Source organism: Brevibacillus fortis (assembly GCF_003013395.1).
Classification (GTDB): Bacteria; Bacillota; Bacilli; order Brevibacillales; family Brevibacillaceae; genus Brevibacillus; species Brevibacillus fortis.
In genome coordinates this window covers 45316-66680 of record NZ_PXZM01000011.1, presented here as the reverse complement: position 1 = coordinate 66680, position 21365 = coordinate 45316, and the positions used below count along the sequence as shown (strand labels likewise).

Below are 21365 nucleotides of genomic sequence, written 5' to 3'. Positions count from 1 at the left end.
ACCACCTTTAATACTTATCTTTAGTGATTAGTACAATAACCCCTAAGTTCTATGGTGGTTATTATAATAATCACTAATAATTTAGTCAATCATTTATAGTAGAGAAAACAACGAAAGAAGTGATCTACGATGGATTTAGAAATGGTCATGCAAGAGCTTGAAGCTCTCGGCAAGGAACGAACCAAGAAAAATTATCTATCCAATGGCGCTCACGAACCACTTTTTGGCGTGGCTACAGGCGCTATGAAGCCCATGGCAAGAAAAATCAAGATCAATCAACCTTTGGCAGAACAGCTTTACGCCACTGGGAACTACGACGCCATGTACTTTGCCGGTGTGATTGCAGACCCAAAAGCAATGACCAAGGCGGATTTTGATCGGTGGATGGATACGGCTTATTTTTATATGCTGTCCGATTATGTGGTTGCAGTAACCTTAGCGGAAGCAGATATTGCACAAGAAGTTGCCGATCAATGGATCACAAGCGGCGAAGAGCTCAGAATGTCAGCGGGCTGGAGTTGTTACTGCTGGCTTTTGGGTAATCGCCCGGATCGTGAATTTTCCGAAAGCAAAATTGCCAGCATGCTTGAAACTGTGAAAAATAAGATTCACGATTCTCCCGAACGAACAAAATACGCGATGAATAATTTTATTTACACCGTGGGGACTTCCTATTCGCCCCTCCACGATAAGGCGATCGAAGTCGCAAAGGAAGTAGGTCCGGTAGAAGTCCAGAAAGACAAGGCAAAAAGCAAGTTCCTAAACGCTTTCGATAATATTCAAAAGGCAGTAAGTAAAGGCCAGCTTGGCTTCAAACGGAAACATGTAAGGTGTTAATCCCCTTGGTTGACTCGTTATGCTTAACTACATTCGGATTGATTCAAAACAAGTAGCCCTTTAGAGGCTACTCTTTTTTTGGCGAGAAAGTCGAATGTCCAAAGACGACTGACCGGACTCACTCGTGAAAGATTCGGCTTCGCCCTGCTATTTGTAATATTTGGCGAACTTGCAGGCGATACTGGACGTGTAACGACACCCTTACCAGACAAACGATTATCGCCACTGGCGGCAAACTCCTTCTTGAGACCGAGTTCAAAATACATCGGCTGCGGGATGTAACCACTCTTGGTTGGTATATTATGGTATCTAAATAAGATACGAGGAGATGTAAGAAGTGAAAACGTTAATCGAATTTAAACAAGTAACGAAAGAATACAAAATCGGAGAAGTACCAATCAAGGCACTGAATGGTGTTGATTTTTCCATAGCAGAAGGAGAATTCGTCGTTATTTTGGGCGCAAGTGGTGCTGGTAAAAGTACGATTTTGAATTTGCTTGGCGGGATGGATACGGCTACCTCAGGTCAGGTATTTGTTGGTGATCAAGAAATAACCAGATTCAACGAGAAAAAACTAACACAATACCGCGGTGAGAAAGTTGGCTTTGTCTTTCAATTCTATAACTTGATTCCGAATTTAAACGCGCTAGAAAATGTTGAGTTTGCCACGGAAGTATGTAAGAACCATCTGGATGCGAAAGAGATTTTACATAAAGTAGGATTACAAAATCGAATCAAAAACTTCCCTTCTCAGCTCTCTGGAGGAGAACAACAAAGGGTTGCGATCGCGAGGGCTGTTGCCAAAAATCCTTTGCTTTTACTTTGTGATGAACCAACCGGAGCTTTGGATTATGTAACAGGTAAGTCCGTCTTAAAGCTTCTTCAGGATTTGAACAAAGAAACGAAAAAGTGCGTCGTTTTGGTCACGCATAATTCTGCTATTGCTCCCATGGCTGACAAAATTATTAAGGTGAAAAGCGGAATGATTGAAAGCGTTACCATCAATCATGAAAAACAAAGTGTTGAAGGGATTGAGTGGTAAATATGAAATTGCTTTATAAATTAATAAGGGATATAAAACAGTCGATCGGGCAATTTATAGCCTTTACTTTGGTTGTTGCAGTAGGAGCTTTTTTCTATGCGGGGCTGGTAACTTACAGCAATAATCTTAGTGCTTATACGGAGGCTTACTTTACAGAACATAATTTAAGTGACTTACATGTATATTACAATCAAATCTCCCAAAATGATCTGGCTGATTTAAGCGAAATAGAAGGGATAAATAAAATAGAAGGACGTTATACCTTTGATGCCACGCAAGCCTTTACAGATGCTAAAGCTTCTTTGAAAATCCACTCCCTCCCTGCCAGTAACGAAATAAACACCCCAACTATCCTAGCGGGTAAAATCCCGTCAAAAAAGAATGAGATTTTACTAGATTCCCGGTATGCAAAAGAACATGATTTTCAAGTCGGCGATCAAATCCATATAAGTGTGGATGAAAGAGATTTTACCTTTATCATTAGCGGCTTAGGCGAGAATGTCGAACATGCAAAAAAGAACGAAATACAAGACCACAAAACCTATGGATTTGCTTATATGGCCGAAGAGACCATACCTGAAATCGCAGATGGCTCTTCTTATAATGAAATCATGATTGATGCTAAAGAAGGTTACGATATTGACAAATTAGGTAAATCCATTGAACTCCACTCCAAACAACTTTCTTATGTGAACCAAGTAAGTAAAGAACGGACTTTCAGTTATTCTAAAATAAATGAAACGATACAGAATAATAAATGGATGAGTATGGTTATCCCTTTCGTTCTCTTTTTGATTGAAGCTATCATCCTACTTCTTGCCATGTCGCGGATAATCGATTCTCAAAGAAATCAAGTAGGTATTATGAAGGCGTTGGGGGTACAAAACAGAAACATCATGCTTCATTACATGGGATACCCTGTGCTAGTCGGTATAATTGGCTCTATTTTGGGTTGTGTCATTGCCAACCTTGTCTTTATTCCATTCGTAATTGCGTCGAGTGCAAGGGCCTACTCGCTGCCTGGCATTCAATTCTCCCTTTCTTTTTATTCGATCATTCCTCCCATCATTTTCTCCAGCGCTTTTGGAGTCCTGGCATGTTACTTAAGTGGTCGAACCCTATTCAAAGAATGTGCGGCACAGGCTATGCGTCCAAAACCACCAAAGACGATGAAAAAACTATTCATCGAAAGAATTCCGGGACTATGGAGTCGTCTTTCCTACAGTTACAAGCTCATATTGAGAAATATATTTTTAAATAAGCAAAAAGCTTTTGCGAGCTCAATTGGTGTTTTTGTAAGCACTCTTTTGCTGATCACTGCTTTTGGTACGCAAGCAGCCTTGCTAAAAGTCGCTAATCAGATTGAAGATGTGTATACGTATGATTTACGAGTAGATTATACAGTGGGAACAACGCCTGATCAGATAAAACTCCCCTCCGGTGTTAAAAATAGTTATGATTTATCCACCTTTCCTGTTGAATTCATCAAAGATGATGTAAAAGAAAATGCCACTTTCGTTGTTACTTCAAAAGAGAATACTCTCATTCATTTCTTTGACGAAAATGACAATCGGATATCTTTGGAAGATAATGGTGTACTGGTACCCAAATCTTACGCCGACAAATATCATATTGTAGAAGGCGATACCATCACAATAAGCTTCACAGCACCAGAGCTACAAAATAAATCGGTAGATATGAAGGTTTTACAAATATCTACACAGTATTCAAATCCGTCGTTTTATAGCACACCAGCCTATTTACAGAGCGTTGGCATAGATTACACGCCAACCTCGCTTTTCGTTAAAGCAAATAGCGAGGCAGATCTTTTCAGCGTTCGTACCTTCTTTGACCAAGATCAACATGTAGATAGCATTTCAGATAAAGATGATCGAAAGAAATCAGCTCAATATATTTTGAATCAAAACAGTTTTGTATTTATCATGTTTATCATTTGTGCTGTCATCCTCTCCTTTGGTGCCATCTATACGATCTCTTCCATAAACATTTATGAAAGGAATCGTGAGCTTGCAACACTTAAGGTGTTAGGCTATCAAAAAAATAAAATAAACAGACTGATCTTTTTTGAAAACATCATCCTAACCACGTTTGCGGTCATTGTCGCTTTACCGCTAAGTAGTTACGTATACGCCATTATTGTCAAAGCACTGTCCAGCACCCATCAACAAATCCCGGATCAATTAAATATCTCTTCCATGTTAGCATCTGTTATTTTAGCCTACTTACTTACCGTTCTATCTAACCTGCTACTGTGGCGAAAAGTAACCAAAATCAATATGATTGAATCTCTAAAAAGTATAGAATGATGGATTTCGCGTTTGAAGGAACTTAGTAGAAATCATTTTGATAAAAAAAGCTAAACTTCCTTGATCGAACGGGAGTTTAGCTTTTTTCTGCCTTATAGGGAATGTCTGATCTATGTTAAAAGATGAGCTGTGTGATTTATTCAAAAATATGGATTGATCTGTTTTAATTCCCTTTTATTTCTATTATATTATACATATGACCAATATTTTACATTTACTAACAAAGAACAAAGGAGGATTCATATGATTAACAAAAAAGCCATGAGCGCAATGTTCCTGGCTACAATGGTAGCAACAGGGGTAGTGAGTTATACAGCACCTACAGCAGCAGAAGCAAAGATAAGTGAATCTACAAGTCATTTAAATCTTTATCCAGCAGGAGTATTTCCTTACACACCAACACCGGCGGAAGAAGCGCAATGGGGTTACCGATGGGCCTTTTTGGATAAAGAACAGACTCTTAGAAAGTACGTTTATAAAGAACATGCATTGATGCAATACAATCAATATGGACCCGACTCTGATTGGAAAGGCTCAAACAAAGGAGTGTTTGCGTACAAACCAACGCCAGAGGAAGATGCACAATGGGGCTATCGTTGGGCATTTATCGATAAAGAAGGCAAGGTTCGAAAGTTTGTAAAGAAAGAGAATGCTGATCTGATTTATAAGCAGATTTTTGGTTGAGTAATAGAATCTTACACTTTGGGTGATATGCAAAAGGATGGAGCCGTCTTCTGACGCTCTGTCCTTACTCATTTTGCCCCCGTAGGCCATAATCCGTTTCCATCCTGTACCTGTCTTCATACGATAAACAAAAACAGGGGGGAAACGAGGAATGCCCAAAAAAGTCTCGCTATGTGAGCAGTTCTCCAGAATAATCAGGGGGCAATCCGGTTTTGCCGGCGGAAAATGCGTCTCAACCATCAATCGAAATCAAATAAAAGCGACCATTTTGGGGAAAAGATTTCGCGTGACGTCCTCTTTTTCGTTCGAATCCCTCAATCAAAAAACGGGCAAAGCACTCTGTATAGGAAGAGCTGCGTTCTTGCAGAAAGAAGTCAATCCGTTCATTACAGCCATTCGGAATCAAGGCATAAAAGTCTCGTCTATCCATAATGAATGGTTATTCGACCGTCCCCGCTTGATTTATGTAAATGTGGAAGCAGTTGATAGGCCTCTTGCTTTTGCAAGAAAAATAAGGCGAGCATTAGATGCCATTCATTCATGAAAATAGAAAAAGATGAGTCCTCTCTGTTACCGCAGGGAGGATTTTTTCGTCTATAGAACATAACAACTCGATCAGCTATATTGAAAAACAACCAAAAATAGGAATTTTAGTGAAAATCGCTCTTTATTAGGAAGGATTGATTCGCTTGGATACACAGATCATCGATATAGGCGTTAACCTGATGCACCGCTCCTTTCAGCAAGATCGCGATGAGGTCGTTGCCAGAGCAGAAAAACTAGGAATTTACCCATTAATTTTGACCGGGACAAGCTTGAAAAACAGTATGGATGCCTCACGCTATGCGAGTCGCTCCAAAGGAAGGCTATACACTACGGCAGGTATTCATCCCCATGATGCAAAAAGCTGTGATGAATCGACTATCAAAAAACTAAGAGAACTGGCATCTCTTCCGCATGTGGTAGCGATTGGAGAATGCGGGCTGGATTATAACCGTGACTTCTCCCCTCGTGATATCCAAAGAAAGTGGTTTATTGAACAAATCTCCCTGGCTACAGAACTTCAACTGCCATTGTTTTTGCATGAACGCGATGCTCATCTTGATTTTGTCTCGATTCTCAAAGAACATCGCCCAAAAATCAATCGTGCGGTTGTCCACTGTTTTACCGGAACCTCCAACGAATTGGAGACCTATTTAGAAATGGACTTCCATATCGGGATTACGGGATGGATTTGTGATGAACGACGTGGGAAACATCTTCGGGAACTTGTCAAAAAGATTCCTTTGAATCGTTTGATGATTGAAACAGACGCACCATTTTTAACCCCTCGTGATTTGAAAGAAAAGCCTGTGGACGGTCGGAATGAGCCCATGTATCTGAGACATATATTACATGCGGTCGCTGGGTGCATGGGATTGAGCCCTGAGGAAGTGGCCAGCGCTACTACCAAGACGGCAAAAGAATTTTTTGGCCTATAACCGTTAGTTATTCGCAAGAGGGACTCGTGCCCTCTTTTTTGTTTGTCTTGTTCGTTATGTGACAGAGTATTGAAAATAGATTTTGTAACCAAACTATCACTTTACAATTGTCAAAAACAGATTTAAATTACAAATATTGGATGAAATTAAAAGAAAGGTGGTTTGTTTATGCTTAAAAAAAGTATGGCTTCAAGTCTAGGTCTTTTCTTCGTTGTGATGTCTCTCGTACTCCCTACTCAGGCTGCAGAACCAACGCTTTCGAAGTCGACCGAACAATCCCTATCAGCGAGCTCTTCTTATGGAGCGAAAATGTGGATCAAGAACAATCAACTGGTCCCGCAAGGCTGGGTGATTACCGACAGTAACAGTACCCAATTCGAAATTACATGCGTGATTGGAGCTACGTACAGATCGACCCTCTGGATCAAGTACAACCAACGGATTCCCGATGGATGGGCGGTTATAGATGGTAGTGGTACTTCTCTTCAAATTATTTATACGCAAGGCGCTGGTTACGGAGATAAACTGTGGGTGCGGAACAATCAAATCATGCCCCAAGGATGGGTAATTACAGATAGTACAACTGACAAATTTGAAATTACGAGTATTCAAAGAGCTCCAAAGGGAGCGAAGCTATGGATCAGGTATAATCAACAGATTCCAGCAGGCTGGGTTGTTACCGATCGGTTTAACATGCAAATTCAAATCACTTTTATGGGCTAGAGATAATACGTAAATCCCCTAGCAAAAAAAAACTAAAGTCATTAAGCAGACTTATGCTCAAGTAACCGCCAGAGTCGGAAGCTCAATTGGCGGTTACTTATTTTATTCGGGATGAAAAGAGTTTCCACTCCCCCTGCTGAGCCTATGCTTCGTCCCCAAAAACACTCTTGGCCACTGCAAGAAACGCTTTTACGGCAGGCGAAGCATCAGAAATGGAATGGCAGGCTAACGCTACATTTCTCCAGTTCGATACATTCAGATTCCCAACTCGAATATTTGGCTGTGATTTGAGAAATAATTCAGGGCCGATCGTAACCCCGAGTCCTTCTTTTACCATATTCGCAATGGTGTTACAATCGTGTACTTCAAAACGTACACACGGCTTAAGCTTCGCTTCCTGAAAAATCTCATTCACATGGGATTGATACATTCCAGTTGGCATAATAAAGGGTTCCTCTTTTAAATCCTGAATTGAAATGTTCTCTTGTCCGTTAAATTTATGATGGACAGAAAAGGCTACAACCATTTTATCCTTCTTAATTGGAATCATTTCAAACTCGGCTTGTGAATTGTGTTCCACAACAAATCCAATGTCGACTACTCCTGTTTTTAGCCACTCCGTAATTTCCTCATAGGTACCTTCATAAAACTTAAACTCTATTTTGGGATGCCTCTTCTGAAATTTTGAAAGAATTTTTGGCAATAGACAGGCTGAGGCACTGGCGAACGTACCGATTCGTATCGTTCCTACTTCAATTTTTGATGCTAAAGCTACCTCCTGACTGATCTTCTCCATTCTATTCAAAATCTCTCGCATATGAGGCAAAGCCATGTGTCCTATTTCTGTAAGAAGGACTCCTTTTTTTCTGTCCCGAATGAACAAGGAAACGCCCCATTCTGACTCCAGACTTGCGATCGCATGACTCACGGCTGATTGGGTCATATTCAACTGGTCGGCGGCTCTCGTAAAACTTCCAAGCTCCACAATTTTCGTGAAAACCTCGAAACGAGCAATTGTCATGAGTTTTTACTCATCTCCTAAATGAAAAACATCAATTTTACTCATGTTACCATACGTTTTAGAATGAGGGCAAGATGATGAAAAAGGAGAAGAGAGTATGAATCGCATAGCCATATATTTACTAGCTCTTGGGGCATTTGTAACTGGAACCGCAGAATTTGTTGTATCCGGCATTTTGGAACTCATCTCGACTGATTTGAATGTGTCGATATCTATGGCAGGGCAATTAGTCACCGTCTTTTCCTTATCGTATGCGTTTGGGGCACTTGTACTAGTGATGCTGACTGCAAGATTTGAAAGAAAAAAAGTATTGCTCTATTCTATGATTATTTTTATTGCGGGAAATATCCTTGCCCTTTTCAGTTTTCATTTTCATGTTCTCATGCTTTCACGTATTGTCCTTGCTATGAGTGGTGGGCTGTATATCGTCGTCGCAACCAATTTCGCAGCCAAGCTTGCGCAACCTGCAAAACGAGGAAATGCAATCGCAACCGTAATTACAGGATTTTCTGTTTCTTTAGTGTTGGGTGTCCCCATTGGAACGTTAATAGCAGCATATATGGACTGGCGCTTTGTCTACCTGATTATCGCTGTCGTCACACTCGTCAATCTCATGCTGTTAAACAAATTTATTCCAAAAGCACACGGTGACAATCCAATTCCTTTCAAGCAACAATTGCTTTTTCTCCAAGATAAGCAAGTAATCAGCGGGTTACTCACGACCGTATTTTGGATTCTCGGATACACCGTGGTTTTTACTTATATTGCTCCGTTTTTAAGCACCTCGGCTGGTTTTTCGATAGAAATGATTAGCTCTGCCCTTTTGGTGCTAGGTGTATTTGCTTTCGTCGGCTCTCGCTTTGGCGGGTATGCAGTGGATAAGTGGGGACCTGTCCGAACTATTTCCATTAGCTTAATCGTCCATTCAGTAGCGTTATTCGCATTAACGGCAACGGCAGCTTCCACCCTAGGTGCGCTTCTTACCATTATGATTTGGGGGGCCGCTGCATGGACAACAACTCCCGCAAACCAGTCTTATTTGATTTCTTTAAAACCACAATCCTCAGAAATTGTCCTGAGCTTCCATACTGCATTGATGAATATTGGCATGACATTGGGAGCAGGTTTAGGCGGAGTGGTGATCAAGTACGCAGCCATTCAAAATTTAGGCTGGATAGGTGGATTGATCGTGTTGTTGGCGCTATTCTTTTCCTCTTATTCGTTCAGAATAAAAAAATCAGATATGTAAGCTTGAACAAAGAAGCGTTCGTATGGAACAATTGATATTTCGCTAAGACACCTGAAGGATCAACTAGGGTGTCTACTTTTTTATCAGGAAAGTGAAAGATTGTCAGCAGCTTTTCCGTCTATTCAGTGACAAGGAGGTGGAACACCAGTGGATGATCATACTGGCGCTCGAATTGAGCAATGGTTTCTCACATACAGCCAGGATGTATATCGATTTCTCGTCTATTATACGGGCCGAACCGATATCGACGATTTGGTTCAAGAGACCTTTATTCGTGCCCTCAAAGCTATGCAGGAAACAGCGGTTGAAAATCCCAAAACGTGGCTGTTTGCCATAGCACGAAACGTAGCCATCGATGAAAGACGCAAGACAAAACTAATCAGCTGGTTGCCTGATATCTTCTTGCAGCATCTCGTTTCACACGACAAAACACCAGAAGAGTCACTGGAGTTGAGTGAAAACAAACGTCTGCTCTATGAAATGATCAATCAGTTAAAGCGTTCATATCGGGACGTGTTGATACTCAGAGGGATCAAGGGGTTATCGAGCAAGGAGACGGCGGAGGTTTTGGGTTGGAGCGAAGCCAAGGTTAATCTCACGATGCATAGAGCGATGAAGGCGAGTCAAAACAAAATGCATGTTTCGATTGCGGAGGTGATGAACGATGCCATCACGTGATGAGCAGATCATCCTGGAAGAATTAAATCAATTCCCGGAGCAAATCCTTTCCCGAGAACGAAGCCAAGCAATATTAAAGGGTGTGCGAGAAAAAGGAGGTAGACTTCAAAAAGTGAACAAACGAAGAATGTACTATGGATGGATGGCAAAAGGACTGATCACCTGCGGATTGTTGCTCGGTTTTTTCTGGATGAAACCATTTTCTACACCGGCAGAATCAACGAGCAGTGCAGCCTTGACTCCCGAGGAGCAAAAGTATTTTGCAGCTGCCCAGCAGGCAATCACTACGGCGAGCGGCATTGAGAAGAACTTTTCTTTTGCAGAGATCGAGAAAAACGAGGAGTCCTTTGTTGTACTGACAAAGGATGAAGAAACCTGGGTATATTTTAAGCCTTATACGACAGAGGTTATTGCCGTCAAAGCAACTTTTGCCATCCATGAATTGACGGAACCTTATCAAACATATGTAGAGACTGCACGTGAAGCCTATAGGGTTACGAAACAACCGGCTAACTTCGAAGCAGCCGAATTCTATAAAAGAAAAGACTTAACCCTGCTAAGCTTTGAATTGGAAAAAGATCAGGATGTCAGTGTAGATTTATCTACAAACAAAATTCTTGATTATACTTTGAATTACGACCCTAAGGATGTGGATCAAAAGTCTCTGGACATCGCGCAAAAAGCTTTGAGACACTTCTCCAATAAAAATGATCTCTCCTTCACCCTAGCCACAATATCATCAGATGAGAAAGAAGATAAGTGGACATTTCGCAATGAACACGAGAGATATTCGGTTGAAATCGGAGCACAAACAGGCCAAGTATATGATGTGAAGTACGTAACGGAGCATATTATCATCAAATCAATCGATGAAGCGATTCCCGTCACGAAGCCGCTTATTCAAGATATTTTTGGCATAGACACTACTGGGTATAAGGCGTACGGCGGAAGGGATTGGGGTGGCTATATATTGAGAAGCGACAGTCCTGGGAAACCACGTTTATCCATAAAACTCTCTGATAGGGATGTTGGAACAATTTATGGGATCGGTATTGAAAGGGACTGACTTTGGGCGGGTTGGTCACAGCAAAGGAGCAACGGGTTCTATATCGTATATGGAACCCGTTTTGTTACACGCTCGTCTATTCAGGTCTTTTGCTGTTGCGACTCGAAAATGAATCATCGTTTACCTTCGCATATTTTTACTTGCACGTATTTCTTCTATTCGGATTCAAAATCAGCGCATCATCGTCCAGCTCAAACAATTTATCCAATAGCGCATCCATGCCATGCTCCAATTTATATTCCATCTCTTCTTTATACAAAGGAATCAAGAAATAGGTATGAATGTTGTTCCCGTCCTTGGTGGGAATAACGCTGATCTCCTCGGATAGCTGAAACAAAACGACTCCATTTAAACCCGTGCCATCCGCATATGGTTCATATTCCTGATAATTCGGTATCGTATGTCCGTATCCCAACCACGTATTGTACTGATGAGGAAACCGTGCCAGCTGCTTCATCAGTCTGATTGGCCAGTAGTTATTTTCATCCTCTAGCGACTCTTGTGTTAGCTCCCAGGAAGCCGGCAAAAATATCATCAGTTCCGCTCGATCGATACTCTCTTCCATCTGCTCCTGTATTTCATCCGGGATCGTCATCGGTAAATCACTCATCCCATTCGTATACAGAACCCAAAATGGCTCTTCTTCTGTAGGGCTCATTACATTCACATCAATATGGATCGTATCGGAAATGATTTCGTGAAAAACACTGCTCTCTCTTCCCGCAAATACCGTTTCAAAATGTTTCCCAATTTCCTCCACATATTCCATGGGCGCTGGGGGTTCAGAAGTTGCCTGCTGGTCATATGTGTAAATCGTAGTGCCGTCCTTTGCCTTTTCTCCGTTGTTCGTGCCGCCGAATAGCTTTTTGAAAAAGTTCATCGCAGATCCTCACCTTCTTATCTTTCAGACGCTTGGTCCTCTCTATTTGTATCGGCATGAGATACATCCAAGTTTCACCTCATCTTTGTATATCTTACAAGAGTAATCCGAATCAGCTTGCAGAAAAAAGAGGAGGTTATTAGCCCCCTCTTGATAATTCTTATTACACTAACACTTGCAAATGCTCCCGTCCATTATAAGCGACCAAGTCTTCTCCCTGCGTAACGCGACTGACCAAGTCAGGATTGGCAAGGAATGGACGTCCGAATGCCGCCACATCCATAATTCCATCCTGTACAGCCTGTTCTGCGCGAGCAGGAGATAAGTTGCCCACGCCTATGATGCTGCCATCCCAGTATTCGCGGACGAGCTCATGCAGTGTTTTGCCTTCTGCTATCACTTGATCAAAATTCATTGTGGAAGGATGAAGCATCGTTAATCCCGCCTCTTTAAATGCCTCTACAAAGGTTTGAACAGCCGCGACTGGGTCCTCCCACATATACTCACGCTGATCATCCTTCAACGCAGAGAAGCGCATGATCGTTCTATCAGCGCCCACTTCGGCAATAACCGCTTTCGTCACTTCTTTCATGAAGGTCAAGCGCTGGCGCAAATCTCCGCCGTATTTGTCTTGGCGATGGTTGGATGTATCTGAATGAAACTGATCAATCAAATAGCCGTGTGCGCCATGAATCTCAACGCCGTCAAAGCCTGCCATCCTTGCATGGCGCGCAGCCTGCACATACTGCTGAATCACTTCTTGAATATCGGCAAGCGACATTTCTTCTGGGGTATCGTAAGGTTTGCCCAAGCGATGGACATGACCCTCTGCTCGCAGTGCAGAAGGAGCTTGCGGGGGTAATCCTCCAGCGATCTCATGGTGTGACAACCGCCCGACATGCCAAATTTGCGCAACAATCACTCCCCCTGCCTGATGTACGGCCTCTGTGACCTTTTTCCAGCCTTCTATTTGTTCCATGGTAAACAAGCCTGGAACACCCTTCGTTCCTTTTGCACGAGGACTAATGACGATTCCCTCTGTAATGATCAGACCCACACCGTCTGCTGCTCGCTTCCGATAATACTCGACGACATCAGGACCAACTACTCCCGTCTGGTCATCTGCGAAGGTGCGCGTCATTGGGGCCATTGCTATTCGATTGCGAAGCTTCCAAGCTCCCATGCTAATTGGTTGCAGCAATACTTGGTTTCCCATTTTCCTCTCTCCATTCTTTACTGTCATTTACTTACATACTAAAAGATCACCAACCGCTTATACAGATGACATTAAAGGAATTATGCTGACTTCCCTTAGAAAACAAAGGTAATATAAAGATAATAATCGAAAAGTAAAGGGGACATGCAAATGGATCAAGTCGATAAGGAAATTCTCATGATTTTGCAGGACAATGCCCGCATTTCCATGACGGAATTGGGGAAAATGGTCAGCCTGTCTCAACCGGCTGCCACGGAAAGAGTCCGCAGGATGGAGGACAAAGGCGTCATCAAGCAATATCGAGCCATCCTCGCTCCAGAAAAAGCAAATAAACAAATCAGTGCTTATTTGCTCTTTCATACAAAGCGCTGCGAAAAATTCATCGAGTTTTGCAACGAATATCCAGATGTGTTGGAGCTGCACAGAATCAGCGGACAATATAATTACCTGCTGAAGGTCGTCACTGATTCCATGCAATCCTTAGAGGCGTTTATCAATGCTAGCGGGGAACACGGAGATTCCACGACGTTAATCGTCATGTCCTCACCAATCGAACAAAAAAAGATCGTCCCTTGTATTATCGAAGATTGCTAAACATCCATCACTGTTATAGCAAAAGAGGGACGCCTCTCGAGCGCTCCCCTCTTTTCGTGTTTCTTATTTCAATATTGTATAGTACCTGATCTCTTCTTTATCTATCTGGAATCCAACCGATTCGTACAGAGCCAAAGCAGATTGATTCGTCGTTTCTACCATGAGATACGCGGATTTCAGCTCATGCGATTTTAGATATCCCAATGCTTGCGTCAGTAAAAACTTCGCAAACCCACGCTGCCTCCAGGGTTCCTGAACGAAAACATCCTCGACTACTCCCTCGTCTTCCTCCCGCCATGCCATCAAGCCAGCAGCAATTGTGTCGTTATGACGAATGACCATCGATGTCCAGAGCGCATTCTTCTTGTATGCAGAAAGTCTTTCTAGTCCTAATGGAGCATCCGGCCAGATGGTGGCTTCCACATTCAAGTAATCTTTTTCTTCCTCTGGGCTCTCCATTTTCCAATACGAAAAGTCAAAATCTTCATCCAGCGTTAACACAGGAATGGGCTCTAGTAAATCGCGCTTCATTTGAAACAAGCTATTCAAATGCTTGTAGCCCATTTGCGTGAAAAATCGGTTGTTCTCTGTTTCGGATGAATCGTTGCCGACACATAGCATCGTTTGGTACGTACCGGGCAACTTTTCTTTTAATTGCAGAGCTCTTTGAAAAAGATGCTGATACACGTTTTCTAGCAAATCGTCGTCATTGTCTCGCTCCGGAACTGTTTTCAGATTTACATAGATCGAATGCTTGTTTTCCTCTGAACGTCCGGGAGAGATCGTATTGATGATACCGACTTGACCCTTCGCGATCATTTTCCCATTTTCAAAGGCACAAAAGACATTACGCCAATTTGCTTCTTCACCGACCCACCAAAACGTGGTGTTTACTTTTGCAGTTACAGCTTGATATAGCTCGCCAAGTAATGGGAAGTCTTCCTTTTGAAAATTCCGAACAATCATACCAGTTGATAATTGACTCACAATAAACGCCTCCTTTAACAATTGTTCCCATCAGAATTATCATACCGTGTCCCTTCTCGGCTAACAAACCATTTTTCCCATCAGGTAAGAATTCATTGCGTGAAAATCAAAAACCAAGTAAACTTTACCTCATTTACATAAAAAAGGAGATTCCTTATGGACACGAGTATCCCGGAAAGTGTTAGACCTTTATTACGCGACTATACGCAACGGCTTCTGACTGAACTGCCAGATGCGATCTACGGTGTGTATTTGTATGGTTCTATTGCACTGTCAGGCTTCGAGGAAGATAACAGTGATATTGATTTTGTAACACTCTTGCATAGAAGGTTAACAAATGCAGAAATAGAAATACTCAAGAACATTCATCATGCTCTCCATAACGCCAACCCACTAGCAAAAAGGTTGGACGGCATGTATTTAAGGCTGGATGACATCGGAAAAACCAATCCATCCTTGGAGCCTTATCCTTACTGTGACAATGGCGCATTCAAACCATCCGGCCACTATGATGTCAATCATGTAACATGGTGGGTCCTCAAGCAACGGGGCATTACCGTCATGGGGAAAAGCATTGAACAATTACAAATCCCTACTCAGTGGTTTGATGTCGGGGAAACGATGAAATACAATGTACATGAGTATTGGGCGCCGAAAGGAAACAGCTTGCTGAAATTCTGGCTCGATGGGTGGGTAGAATTCGCCGTTCTCACCTTATGCCGAATCTATTACGCGCTCATCCATGAGGACATTATTCCGAAGAGAAAGGCCGTAGAACAAGCCTTGCAAGAACTTCCAAGTGAATGGCATCTTTTACTGAGGGAATCATTGCGAATTCGCTACCACTCAAATGAACCATCCTTGTTTCCATCCAGAATCAAGCGGGCAAAAGAAACCCAGAGATTTATACGCCATATCTGCAAACTGTCGCCAAGTAAGACGGAATAACAATAAAATCGTCTATGCCAGGAGGTATGTTGATGGATGGTTCAACATTTGCAGCAAGGAACAAACCTGTTCATCCTCCCACTTTCCCATCTCTACAAGAATACATTTTGCACAATAACGACACCAGCTTCTGGATGCCCTACATTACTGACATCCTGAAACGTCATGACCTGTTCGAAGCAAATCAAGAATTGGTGGCTGGGATCGGCGGAACGTATCCATCCTTTCTATACGGAGATGTCGTAGTCAAACTGTTCGGACACTTAAAACCATGGCACAAGAGCTATTCTGTTGAACGTGCTGCACAGGCCTTGCTCGCCAACGACCCGGAAATTGCCGCACCCAGACTGCTGGCTGAAGGATACCTGTCCGAGGACGCCAACCACCCATGGCCATACTTGATTACCACACGCATGTCTGGCGTATCCTGGCAAAATGCCAAGCTAACTTACGAACAACAACTCTCTGTCGCTGCGGACTTGGGAAAACAAATGGCGAGAGTCCATGCACTCCCTTCAACCGGCATCGCTACGCACGCAGACTGGTCGGACATGGATGTAGTGGCTGCTGCAAAAAAGAGCTCGCTGCCGTTACAGTTGATCTCCCAAATCGACGACTATCTTGCCAGACTCGGACCGTTTGATCCTGTCGTCGTCCACGGTGACTTGATGTTCCGTCATGTTTTCGTGGAGAATGGCCGTCTCAGCGGGATTATCGATTGGGGCGATATGATGGTGACAGATCGGCACTATGAGTTCGCCAAGCTGCACCTGGATTTGTTCGATTGTGACAAGACCTTGCTGAAAGTATTTCTCGAGGCAAGCAATTGGCCTTTGACCACCGATTTTGCCCACAAAGCAATGGCGCAAGCCCTCTACCGTCAGGCACACGGGCTTACGCAGCACTATGCCATGGACGTTTTCTACATGCTTCCTGATCGTTTGCCTCTGCAAGATATCTGCACGCTCGAGGAGCTCGCAAACGAGCTATTCGCTATTTAACCAAAGAAAGCATACAGCGAGCCGAAATCTACGGAAAAGCCGATTTGCGTAAGGAAGGAGATTTGCTTGTGAAGATCATAGAGCACTTGCACCTCGAACATTTTAGACAGATGGAACAGCTCGAGCTTCAATACTACGATGCTGAATTTATTACACCATACCAAGAGAGCTACAATTGGTATTTGTTTCGTCCCGATTCGGTCGTTGCGATCGAAGAGAATGGGCGCATTATCGCTTTTATGAACCTGCTTCCCGTCAAGCCGCCTATCTACCTGCAAATTGCACAAGGGACGTTTAAGGACAGCCTGATGACGACTGCGGATATCGAAGATTTAACAACTTCACCAGAGCAAGTCTATTATTTTCTGTCCTGTGTCGTCGTTGATTCATTGTATCGGAAAAGCCCTGCCGTGCGCATGATGCTGCATCATTATCTCGATGTACTGGATCGTGTCGAACAGAGTGGTTACCGCATCCAATCGATCATCATGGATAATATCACAGAAGCAGGCAATCGGTTCGCTCATCGCCTTGGCATGAAGCATGTATGTATAAGCGACCACGACTCTCATATACATGCCTCGGACTACGAGAGCTTCAAACAACATGTGCACGCGAGTTATCCTATGCTTTCCCGCTAAAGGCTTCGCATCGACTTGGTGCGAAGCCTTTTGGCGTATGCTACGTATACAAACTACCTCCATATGTCTGCTTGCGCGCCAGCAAAGAAACTAAACCTCCATGAAGCGTCTTTTCATGGAGGTTCGTTGCGGACTTTTTAGTTGATGACCTTGCCTGTCGTAGCTTCTATTGCCCATGACTGTTCTGAATCCCAGCGGATCTGATAAGCAAGTACAGGCTCGGCCCCTTTTTCCACTGGCAAGTACACGAGTTCCAGTGGAGCATGTTGCACAAATTGATCAAGTGCCTCTTCCTTAGAGAGCGTTTTTGCTGTCTGATCAGTCTGTATCCATGATAAATCTGAAAAGTTGCCCGTAAGCTCGGTAACAAGCCCGCTAGCCAGCTCGACCGACACTTTATAAGGATGATCCATGACGGGAATCCCGTTGACCTTCGGGGCAAAAGTAAATTGAATGGTGCTAGGTGACTCTTGCGACGCTTCCACTGACAACTCACGAATATCTGTGGGGAGGAATTTCTCCAAGTGGGCTATCGCGAGTGTTTGTGCCTGTTCGTAGGTCGTTTCTCGTTCGTTCTGACGTCCATCTGCAGCCATTTGGGAAAACCCGAGGAATGCTCCGTCATCTGTCGTCTCAACGGAAACGCCGTTGCCCCGCCCATCGTTCCAAGAGTATGAAATACCATGCGGATTTACACCGATGAATGCTTTTTGTTCGACCTTTATGTCCAACTTGCGCTCAAGCAACTCTGCCACCTCATCAGAAGTTTTCAGCACGAGTAGTTTTCCTTGTCCCGAAACAGAAACGGACTTTTTCTCCGCTCTCTCTTGGCCGATCAGCTTACCTGTTTTCGCGTTCACATAAACATCTGATGCTACTACGTATTGAAGCCCCCGTTGTTTCTTTCCTGCATAAACGAGCCGAAGCGTACTCCCCAGTTGCTGGGCTGCCTTCACTTTGTCGATCTTCCCGTCACGATTGGTAGGCTGTGACGCTATGCCACCATCTTCGAGATCAGGGTAAAGAAGCAAGCTCATTTCGCCTGTTTTTGGGGAGATACGGACCATCGCGCTATTCTCCTGATGAGGAATGCCATTGATGATTTTGCGAAAAGCTACTTCTCCTTGTGTCAAATTCGAGTGAACATGATCCACTTCAAACTGTTTGCTCTGTACCCCCAGCTTCTTTTGCAAATAGGCCTCTGCCTGTACTTCCATTGGCGACTTCTCACGTGTCGGTGTGGGTCGGCTCATATCTAACGGGTTCGTTGCGGCCTCCGGTGCTACTGTCTGCGGCTGTGGAGCATCACGAGTAACTGCTTGGTTTTGAACGATTTTGTTGTCTACTTTTGCGCCAACTTCCTGCTTCTCCTCTGGCTTAGCCTTACTTTCAACTGATGGGGAAGGGGTAGCATTTGGTGGTGTAGCAGTTATGACGGCAGGGGTTGAAATGGTTGTTTGCGTATCAACAGATGGCTTCAGTGATGAATCATAGCTCAGCCAAACACCCATGAATACGGCTGCAGCAAGGGAACCTGCTCCGGCGACAACTCGCTTGACCATCACTGCCTGCTGCATGCGATACGCCTCACGAATGAGCCTTTCCTTGCCCATCTGCTTCCACACTTGACGAGGTGGGTTGCTCTCCTGCCTGACCTGCTTCAGTAATTCGATTACGTGGTCTTCATCTGGCAAACTCATTGGCAATCCTCCCCTCGCAAGCGCTGCCGAGTATTTTCTGCAACGCCTTTAGTCCCCTATGACAGTCCACTCTCACTTTTGTCTCTGGAATCGCCAAAATCTCGGCTGTTTCCTTCACGCTGTACTCCTTTATGTATCGCAAAATCACAATGATACGCTGATCGGGCTTCAGCTTTTGCAAAGCCCGTTGAATTCTATGCATCTCTTCTTTTGTCGCAAGCTCCTCTTCTGGAAGACCCTCCGTAGACTTCATGAGGGCCAACCAGTTGTCTGAGAACAAACGCTGCCACTTTTGCTTGCGGTAATGATCAATCGCGACATGCTTGGCGATGGAAAAAAGCCATGTCTTCATTCCGACCCGCCCGTCATACCTCGGCAGTATTTTTAATAGTCGTGAAAATACTTCCTGCACCATGTCTTCTGCATCTTCTTGTCTGCCCGTAAAGTAGAGCAAAAAAAAGTAGATATCATCATAGTGGGTCTCGTAAATAACCCCTATCCGTTCTGCCAAATCGGGAGACAACAGGCTCCCCCCTTTCTTATTCGGTTTCTTCCTCTTCTCCAAAGGTGTAGAACTCGCCGGTCAGGGCATCAATTTCATCACTATGAAAGATTGGAGAAACATAAACGAGCTCCGCTACGTTTCTATTTTTCTCATCTACGGAGTAATACAGCTTGAGCGGGTACCCCTGGTAAAGCATGGTGAAATCAAATTTGTACAAATTTTGATCGGGTTCATATTGATTAGCGATTAGGACCATTTCTTTATCGGTGAGAGGAAGGAACTCTGACATGGCTTCCACGGCAGCTTTTAGCGCCTGCTCTTCGCTCAGCTTTTTATCTGCTTCACTTTTCCGCTTTCTATCCAATACTTGATAATTTGTGACCTTTCCTGTCTTAGTTTCGAAGAAGATATTGGCGATGACCTCGTCCTCTGTCATCCACAGGTAATTGCTAATTCCGGTTTTCGGATCGCTCTCTTCCTGAAAAGTCGCGCGCCCTTTTGTGGGATTGTATCCTGTCTTGGCTGCCAAGAAAGCGGCTGGCTCCCAATGCTCGCTTTGATTTCACCGAGATACGGAGCGTACAAGAACTTCGTGCCTTGCCCATCTGCACTCTGTCCGTAGTAAGGCTTCATAGCTGAAGCAAACATCTCTGCCACCTTTTCTTTTGCATGCACCTTATTGGGATCAGCGAATTGAATTTTGCTGATGTCCTGCTCCATTTCCACTGGCAACCAGACTCGCTGTCATGAGTACAAATACTCTTTTCGTCCATTTATTCATGTTTCGTCCCTCACTCGCTCTATTTTTTGGCAGCTGGTATCTCGGATGTTTACTCTGTGACCATTATTCGAATGAGGTCAATTTTTGTTTCAGGATAAATGAAATTTTTTCCACAAAAAAAACCGACTCCTTATTAGGAATCGGTTTTAGCCTAGCTAAACCTTATATTTTGCAGGAGCCATCTGCGCAATTGTCGCCGGATTGCTCGTCTTTTTTCTCGTCGTTCTGCACGAATTTCAGAGCAGGAGCGGCACTTTCTTCTTCCCATACCTGGTTCAATGCGCCTAAAAAGACTTCTCCTGGCTGCGCGCCAGAGACTGCATATTTGTTGTTAATGACAAAGAATGGTACACCCGTGACACCCAAATCGTTGCCTCGTTGTTTGTCCTCTTGTACTTGCTCTCTGTATTCGTCTCCTGCCAGCATGGCGAGCGTCGCTTCCTTGTCCAAGCCTACCTCAGAAGCAAGCTGTGCCAGCACCTCATGGTCACCGAGATGGAGCGATTCTGTAAAGTACGCCTTCAGCAGTCGCTCCTTCATTTCCTTCATTTTTCCATTAGCTTGGGCATAGTGCGTCAAGCGATGCGCATCGAATGTATTGGTCGGGATCATCGTGTCAAAATGATAATCGAGGCCGACGCCTTTTGCCATTTGGGTTACTTGGTCATTCATCCCCTTCGCCTGTGCGAGTGGAATGCTGTACTTGGCTGCCAGTACCTCATGCATGTCCATATCGGTATCGCGTTCCATCTGCGGGTCGAGCTGGAAGCTGCGATATACAACCTCTACTTGATCCTTATGCGGAAATTGCGACAGCGCTCCTTCCAGACGGCGCTTTCCGATATAGCAAAACGGGCAGGCAAAATCAGACCAGATTTCAATTTTCATGTTCCATCCTCCTCTATTTGAACGGTGCTGACTGAAAGACAGCAGACCGCACACTGCAAAATTCGTCGTATGCACATTATACAACAACGTACGGTACAACTATGCACTTTGGAGGC

The 21365-nt window shown here is 43.8% G+C and carries 21 protein-coding genes and 1 pseudogene; 14 read left to right on the top strand and 8 right to left on the bottom strand.

Annotation, left to right across the window (positions count from 1 at the left end; all coding sequences use genetic code 11):
* The first annotated feature begins 129 nt into the window (after positions 1-129).
* From C7R93_RS08010 to C7R93_RS07980, 7 genes are all read left to right on the top strand, one after another.
* The gene (locus C7R93_RS08010; protein WP_106838328.1) at positions 130-837 is read left to right on the top strand and encodes a DNA alkylation repair protein; all 708 of its coding nucleotides are present in this window, start codon (positions 130-132) and stop codon (positions 835-837) included.
* A 337-nt stretch (positions 838-1174) separates the two neighbouring features.
* A complete protein-coding gene (locus C7R93_RS08005; protein WP_106838327.1) occupies positions 1175-1879 on the top strand; it encodes an ABC transporter ATP-binding protein in 705 nt (234 codons plus the stop codon).
* 2 nt (positions 1880-1881) lie between these two features.
* Positions 1882-4206 carry an ABC transporter permease gene (locus tag C7R93_RS08000; RefSeq protein ID WP_106838326.1) on the top strand — a complete coding sequence of 775 codons (2325 nt, stop codon included), beginning with the start codon at positions 1882-1884 and terminating at the stop codon, positions 4204-4206.
* Positions 4207-4449: 243 nt separating this feature from the next.
* Positions 4450-4890, top strand: a complete 441-nt coding sequence (locus C7R93_RS07995) for a hypothetical protein (RefSeq protein WP_106838325.1) — start codon at positions 4450-4452, stop codon at positions 4888-4890.
* A 151-nt stretch (positions 4891-5041) separates the two neighbouring features.
* Positions 5042-5434 carry a DUF1259 domain-containing protein gene (locus C7R93_RS07990; RefSeq protein ID WP_106838324.1) on the top strand — a complete coding sequence of 131 codons (393 nt, stop codon included), beginning with the start codon at positions 5042-5044 and terminating at the stop codon, positions 5432-5434.
* A 136-nt stretch (positions 5435-5570) separates the two neighbouring features.
* Positions 5571-6371 (top strand): TatD family hydrolase, encoded by an 801-nt coding sequence (locus C7R93_RS07985; RefSeq protein ID WP_106838323.1) that lies wholly within the window; start codon positions 5571-5573, stop codon positions 6369-6371.
* A 168-nt stretch (positions 6372-6539) separates the two neighbouring features.
* Positions 6540-7094, top strand: coding sequence for a hypothetical protein (locus C7R93_RS07980; RefSeq protein WP_106838322.1), 555 nt, complete (start codon positions 6540-6542; stop codon positions 7092-7094).
* A gap of 142 nt (positions 7095-7236) precedes the next feature.
* On the opposite strand, the gene C7R93_RS07975 is transcribed toward C7R93_RS07980, so the two are convergent.
* Entirely contained in the window at positions 7237-8115 is an 879-nt protein-coding gene (locus C7R93_RS07975) for a LysR family transcriptional regulator (RefSeq protein ID WP_106838321.1), read from the bottom strand.
* Between the two features lie 97 nt (positions 8116-8212).
* Between C7R93_RS07975 and C7R93_RS07970 the strand changes: the two genes are divergently transcribed.
* The 3 genes from C7R93_RS07970 (at position 8213) to C7R93_RS07960 (ending at position 11108) form a co-directional block, all read left to right on the top strand.
* Positions 8213-9364, top strand: a complete 1152-nt coding sequence (locus C7R93_RS07970; RefSeq protein ID WP_106838320.1) for an MFS transporter — start codon at positions 8213-8215, stop codon at positions 9362-9364.
* Between the two features lie 147 nt (positions 9365-9511).
* A complete protein-coding gene (locus tag C7R93_RS07965; RefSeq protein ID WP_106838319.1) occupies positions 9512-10042 on the top strand; it encodes an RNA polymerase sigma factor in 531 nt (176 codons plus the stop codon).
* Positions 10029-11108, top strand: coding sequence for a hypothetical protein (locus C7R93_RS07960; protein WP_106838318.1), 1080 nt, complete (start codon positions 10029-10031; stop codon positions 11106-11108). The genes C7R93_RS07965 and C7R93_RS07960 overlap by 14 nt, the downstream gene beginning before the upstream one ends.
* Before the next feature lie 136 nt (positions 11109-11244).
* On the opposite strand, the gene C7R93_RS07955 is transcribed toward C7R93_RS07960, so the two are convergent.
* On the bottom strand, positions 11245-11988 hold the full coding sequence (locus C7R93_RS07955; RefSeq protein WP_106838317.1) for a suppressor of fused domain protein: 744 nt from the start codon (positions 11986-11988) through the stop codon (positions 11245-11247).
* 163 nt (positions 11989-12151) lie between these two features.
* Positions 12152-13189: pseudogene (locus C7R93_RS07950) on the bottom strand (alkene reductase); the annotation flags it as partial.
* Between the two features lie 165 nt (positions 13190-13354).
* Between C7R93_RS07950 and C7R93_RS07945 the strand changes: the two are divergent.
* Positions 13355-13798, top strand: a complete 444-nt coding sequence (locus C7R93_RS07945) for an Lrp/AsnC family transcriptional regulator (RefSeq protein ID WP_106838315.1) — start codon at positions 13355-13357, stop codon at positions 13796-13798.
* Between the two features lie 63 nt (positions 13799-13861).
* Here C7R93_RS07945 and C7R93_RS07940 read toward each other — a convergent pair whose 3' ends face one another.
* A complete protein-coding gene (locus C7R93_RS07940) occupies positions 13862-14788 on the bottom strand; it encodes a GNAT family N-acetyltransferase (RefSeq protein WP_106838400.1) in 927 nt (308 codons plus the stop codon).
* A 153-nt stretch (positions 14789-14941) separates the two neighbouring features.
* Between C7R93_RS07940 and C7R93_RS07935 the strand changes: the two genes are divergently transcribed.
* The 3 genes from C7R93_RS07935 (at position 14942) to C7R93_RS07925 (ending at position 17375) form a co-directional block, all read left to right on the top strand.
* Positions 14942-15733 carry a nucleotidyltransferase domain-containing protein gene (locus C7R93_RS07935; RefSeq protein WP_106838314.1) on the top strand — a complete coding sequence of 264 codons (792 nt, stop codon included), beginning with the start codon at positions 14942-14944 and terminating at the stop codon, positions 15731-15733.
* A gap of 32 nt (positions 15734-15765) precedes the next feature.
* Positions 15766-16734 carry a phosphotransferase family protein gene (locus C7R93_RS07930; protein WP_158264011.1) on the top strand — a complete coding sequence of 323 codons (969 nt, stop codon included), beginning with the start codon at positions 15766-15768 and terminating at the stop codon, positions 16732-16734.
* 68 nt (positions 16735-16802) lie between these two features.
* Complete coding sequence (locus C7R93_RS07925) at positions 16803-17375, top strand: GNAT family N-acetyltransferase (RefSeq protein ID WP_106838312.1); 573 nt, start codon at positions 16803-16805, stop codon at positions 17373-17375.
* Positions 17376-17512: 137 nt separating this feature from the next.
* On the opposite strand, the gene C7R93_RS07920 is transcribed toward C7R93_RS07925, so the two are convergent.
* The 4 genes from C7R93_RS07920 to C7R93_RS07905 all read right to left on the bottom strand — a co-directional run bounded on the left by C7R93_RS07920 (position 17513) and on the right by C7R93_RS07905 (position 21249).
* Positions 17513-19075, bottom strand: coding sequence for a YcdB/YcdC domain-containing protein (locus tag C7R93_RS07920; protein WP_106838311.1), 1563 nt, complete (start codon positions 19073-19075; stop codon positions 17513-17515).
* The gene (locus C7R93_RS07915; RefSeq protein WP_167402446.1) at positions 19059-19598 is read right to left on the bottom strand and encodes an RNA polymerase sigma factor; all 540 of its coding nucleotides are present in this window, start codon (positions 19596-19598) and stop codon (positions 19059-19061) included. The genes C7R93_RS07920 and C7R93_RS07915 overlap by 17 nt, the downstream gene beginning before the upstream one ends.
* A gap of 16 nt (positions 19599-19614) precedes the next feature.
* Positions 19615-20109, bottom strand: coding sequence for a YcdB/YcdC domain-containing protein (locus tag C7R93_RS07910; RefSeq protein ID WP_244191472.1), 495 nt, complete (start codon positions 20107-20109; stop codon positions 19615-19617).
* Between the two features lie 414 nt (positions 20110-20523).
* A complete protein-coding gene (locus C7R93_RS07905; RefSeq protein ID WP_106838309.1) occupies positions 20524-21249 on the bottom strand; it encodes a DsbA family oxidoreductase in 726 nt (241 codons plus the stop codon).
* Between the last annotated feature and the right edge of the window lie 116 nt (positions 21250-21365).

Excerpts from the sequence above, each read along its gene's own strand:
- C7R93_RS07995 (WP_106838325.1), top strand. The coding sequence starts at position 4,450 with ATGATTAACAAAAAAGCCATGAGCGCAATGTTCCTGGCTACAATGGTA.
- C7R93_RS07975 (WP_106838321.1), bottom strand. The coding sequence starts at position 8,115 with ATGACAATTGCTCGTTTCGAGGTTTTCACGAAAATTGTGGAGCTTGGA.
- C7R93_RS07955 (WP_106838317.1), bottom strand. The coding sequence starts at position 11,988 with ATGAACTTTTTCAAAAAGCTATTCGGCGGCACGAACAACGGAGAAAAG.
- C7R93_RS07990 (WP_106838324.1), top strand. The coding sequence starts at position 5,042 with ATGCCCAAAAAAGTCTCGCTATGTGAGCAGTTCTCCAGAATAATCAGG.
- C7R93_RS08010 (WP_106838328.1), top strand. The coding sequence starts at position 130 with ATGGATTTAGAAATGGTCATGCAAGAGCTTGAAGCTCTCGGCAAGGAA.
- C7R93_RS07945 (WP_106838315.1), top strand. The coding sequence starts at position 13,355 with ATGGATCAAGTCGATAAGGAAATTCTCATGATTTTGCAGGACAATGCC.
- C7R93_RS08000 (WP_106838326.1), top strand. The coding sequence starts at position 1,882 with ATGAAATTGCTTTATAAATTAATAAGGGATATAAAACAGTCGATCGGG.
- C7R93_RS07930 (WP_158264011.1), top strand. The coding sequence starts at position 15,766 with ATGGATGGTTCAACATTTGCAGCAAGGAACAAACCTGTTCATCCTCCC.
- C7R93_RS07970 (WP_106838320.1), top strand. The coding sequence starts at position 8,213 with ATGAATCGCATAGCCATATATTTACTAGCTCTTGGGGCATTTGTAACT.
- C7R93_RS07905 (WP_106838309.1), bottom strand. The coding sequence starts at position 21,249 with ATGAAAATTGAAATCTGGTCTGATTTTGCCTGCCCGTTTTGCTATATC.
- C7R93_RS07960 (WP_106838318.1), top strand. The coding sequence starts at position 10,029 with ATGCCATCACGTGATGAGCAGATCATCCTGGAAGAATTAAATCAATTC.
- C7R93_RS07920 (WP_106838311.1), bottom strand. The coding sequence starts at position 19,075 with ATGAGTTTGCCAGATGAAGACCACGTAATCGAATTACTGAAGCAGGTC.
- C7R93_RS07935 (WP_106838314.1), top strand. The coding sequence starts at position 14,942 with ATGGACACGAGTATCCCGGAAAGTGTTAGACCTTTATTACGCGACTAT.
- C7R93_RS07980 (WP_106838322.1), top strand. The coding sequence starts at position 6,540 with ATGCTTAAAAAAAGTATGGCTTCAAGTCTAGGTCTTTTCTTCGTTGTG.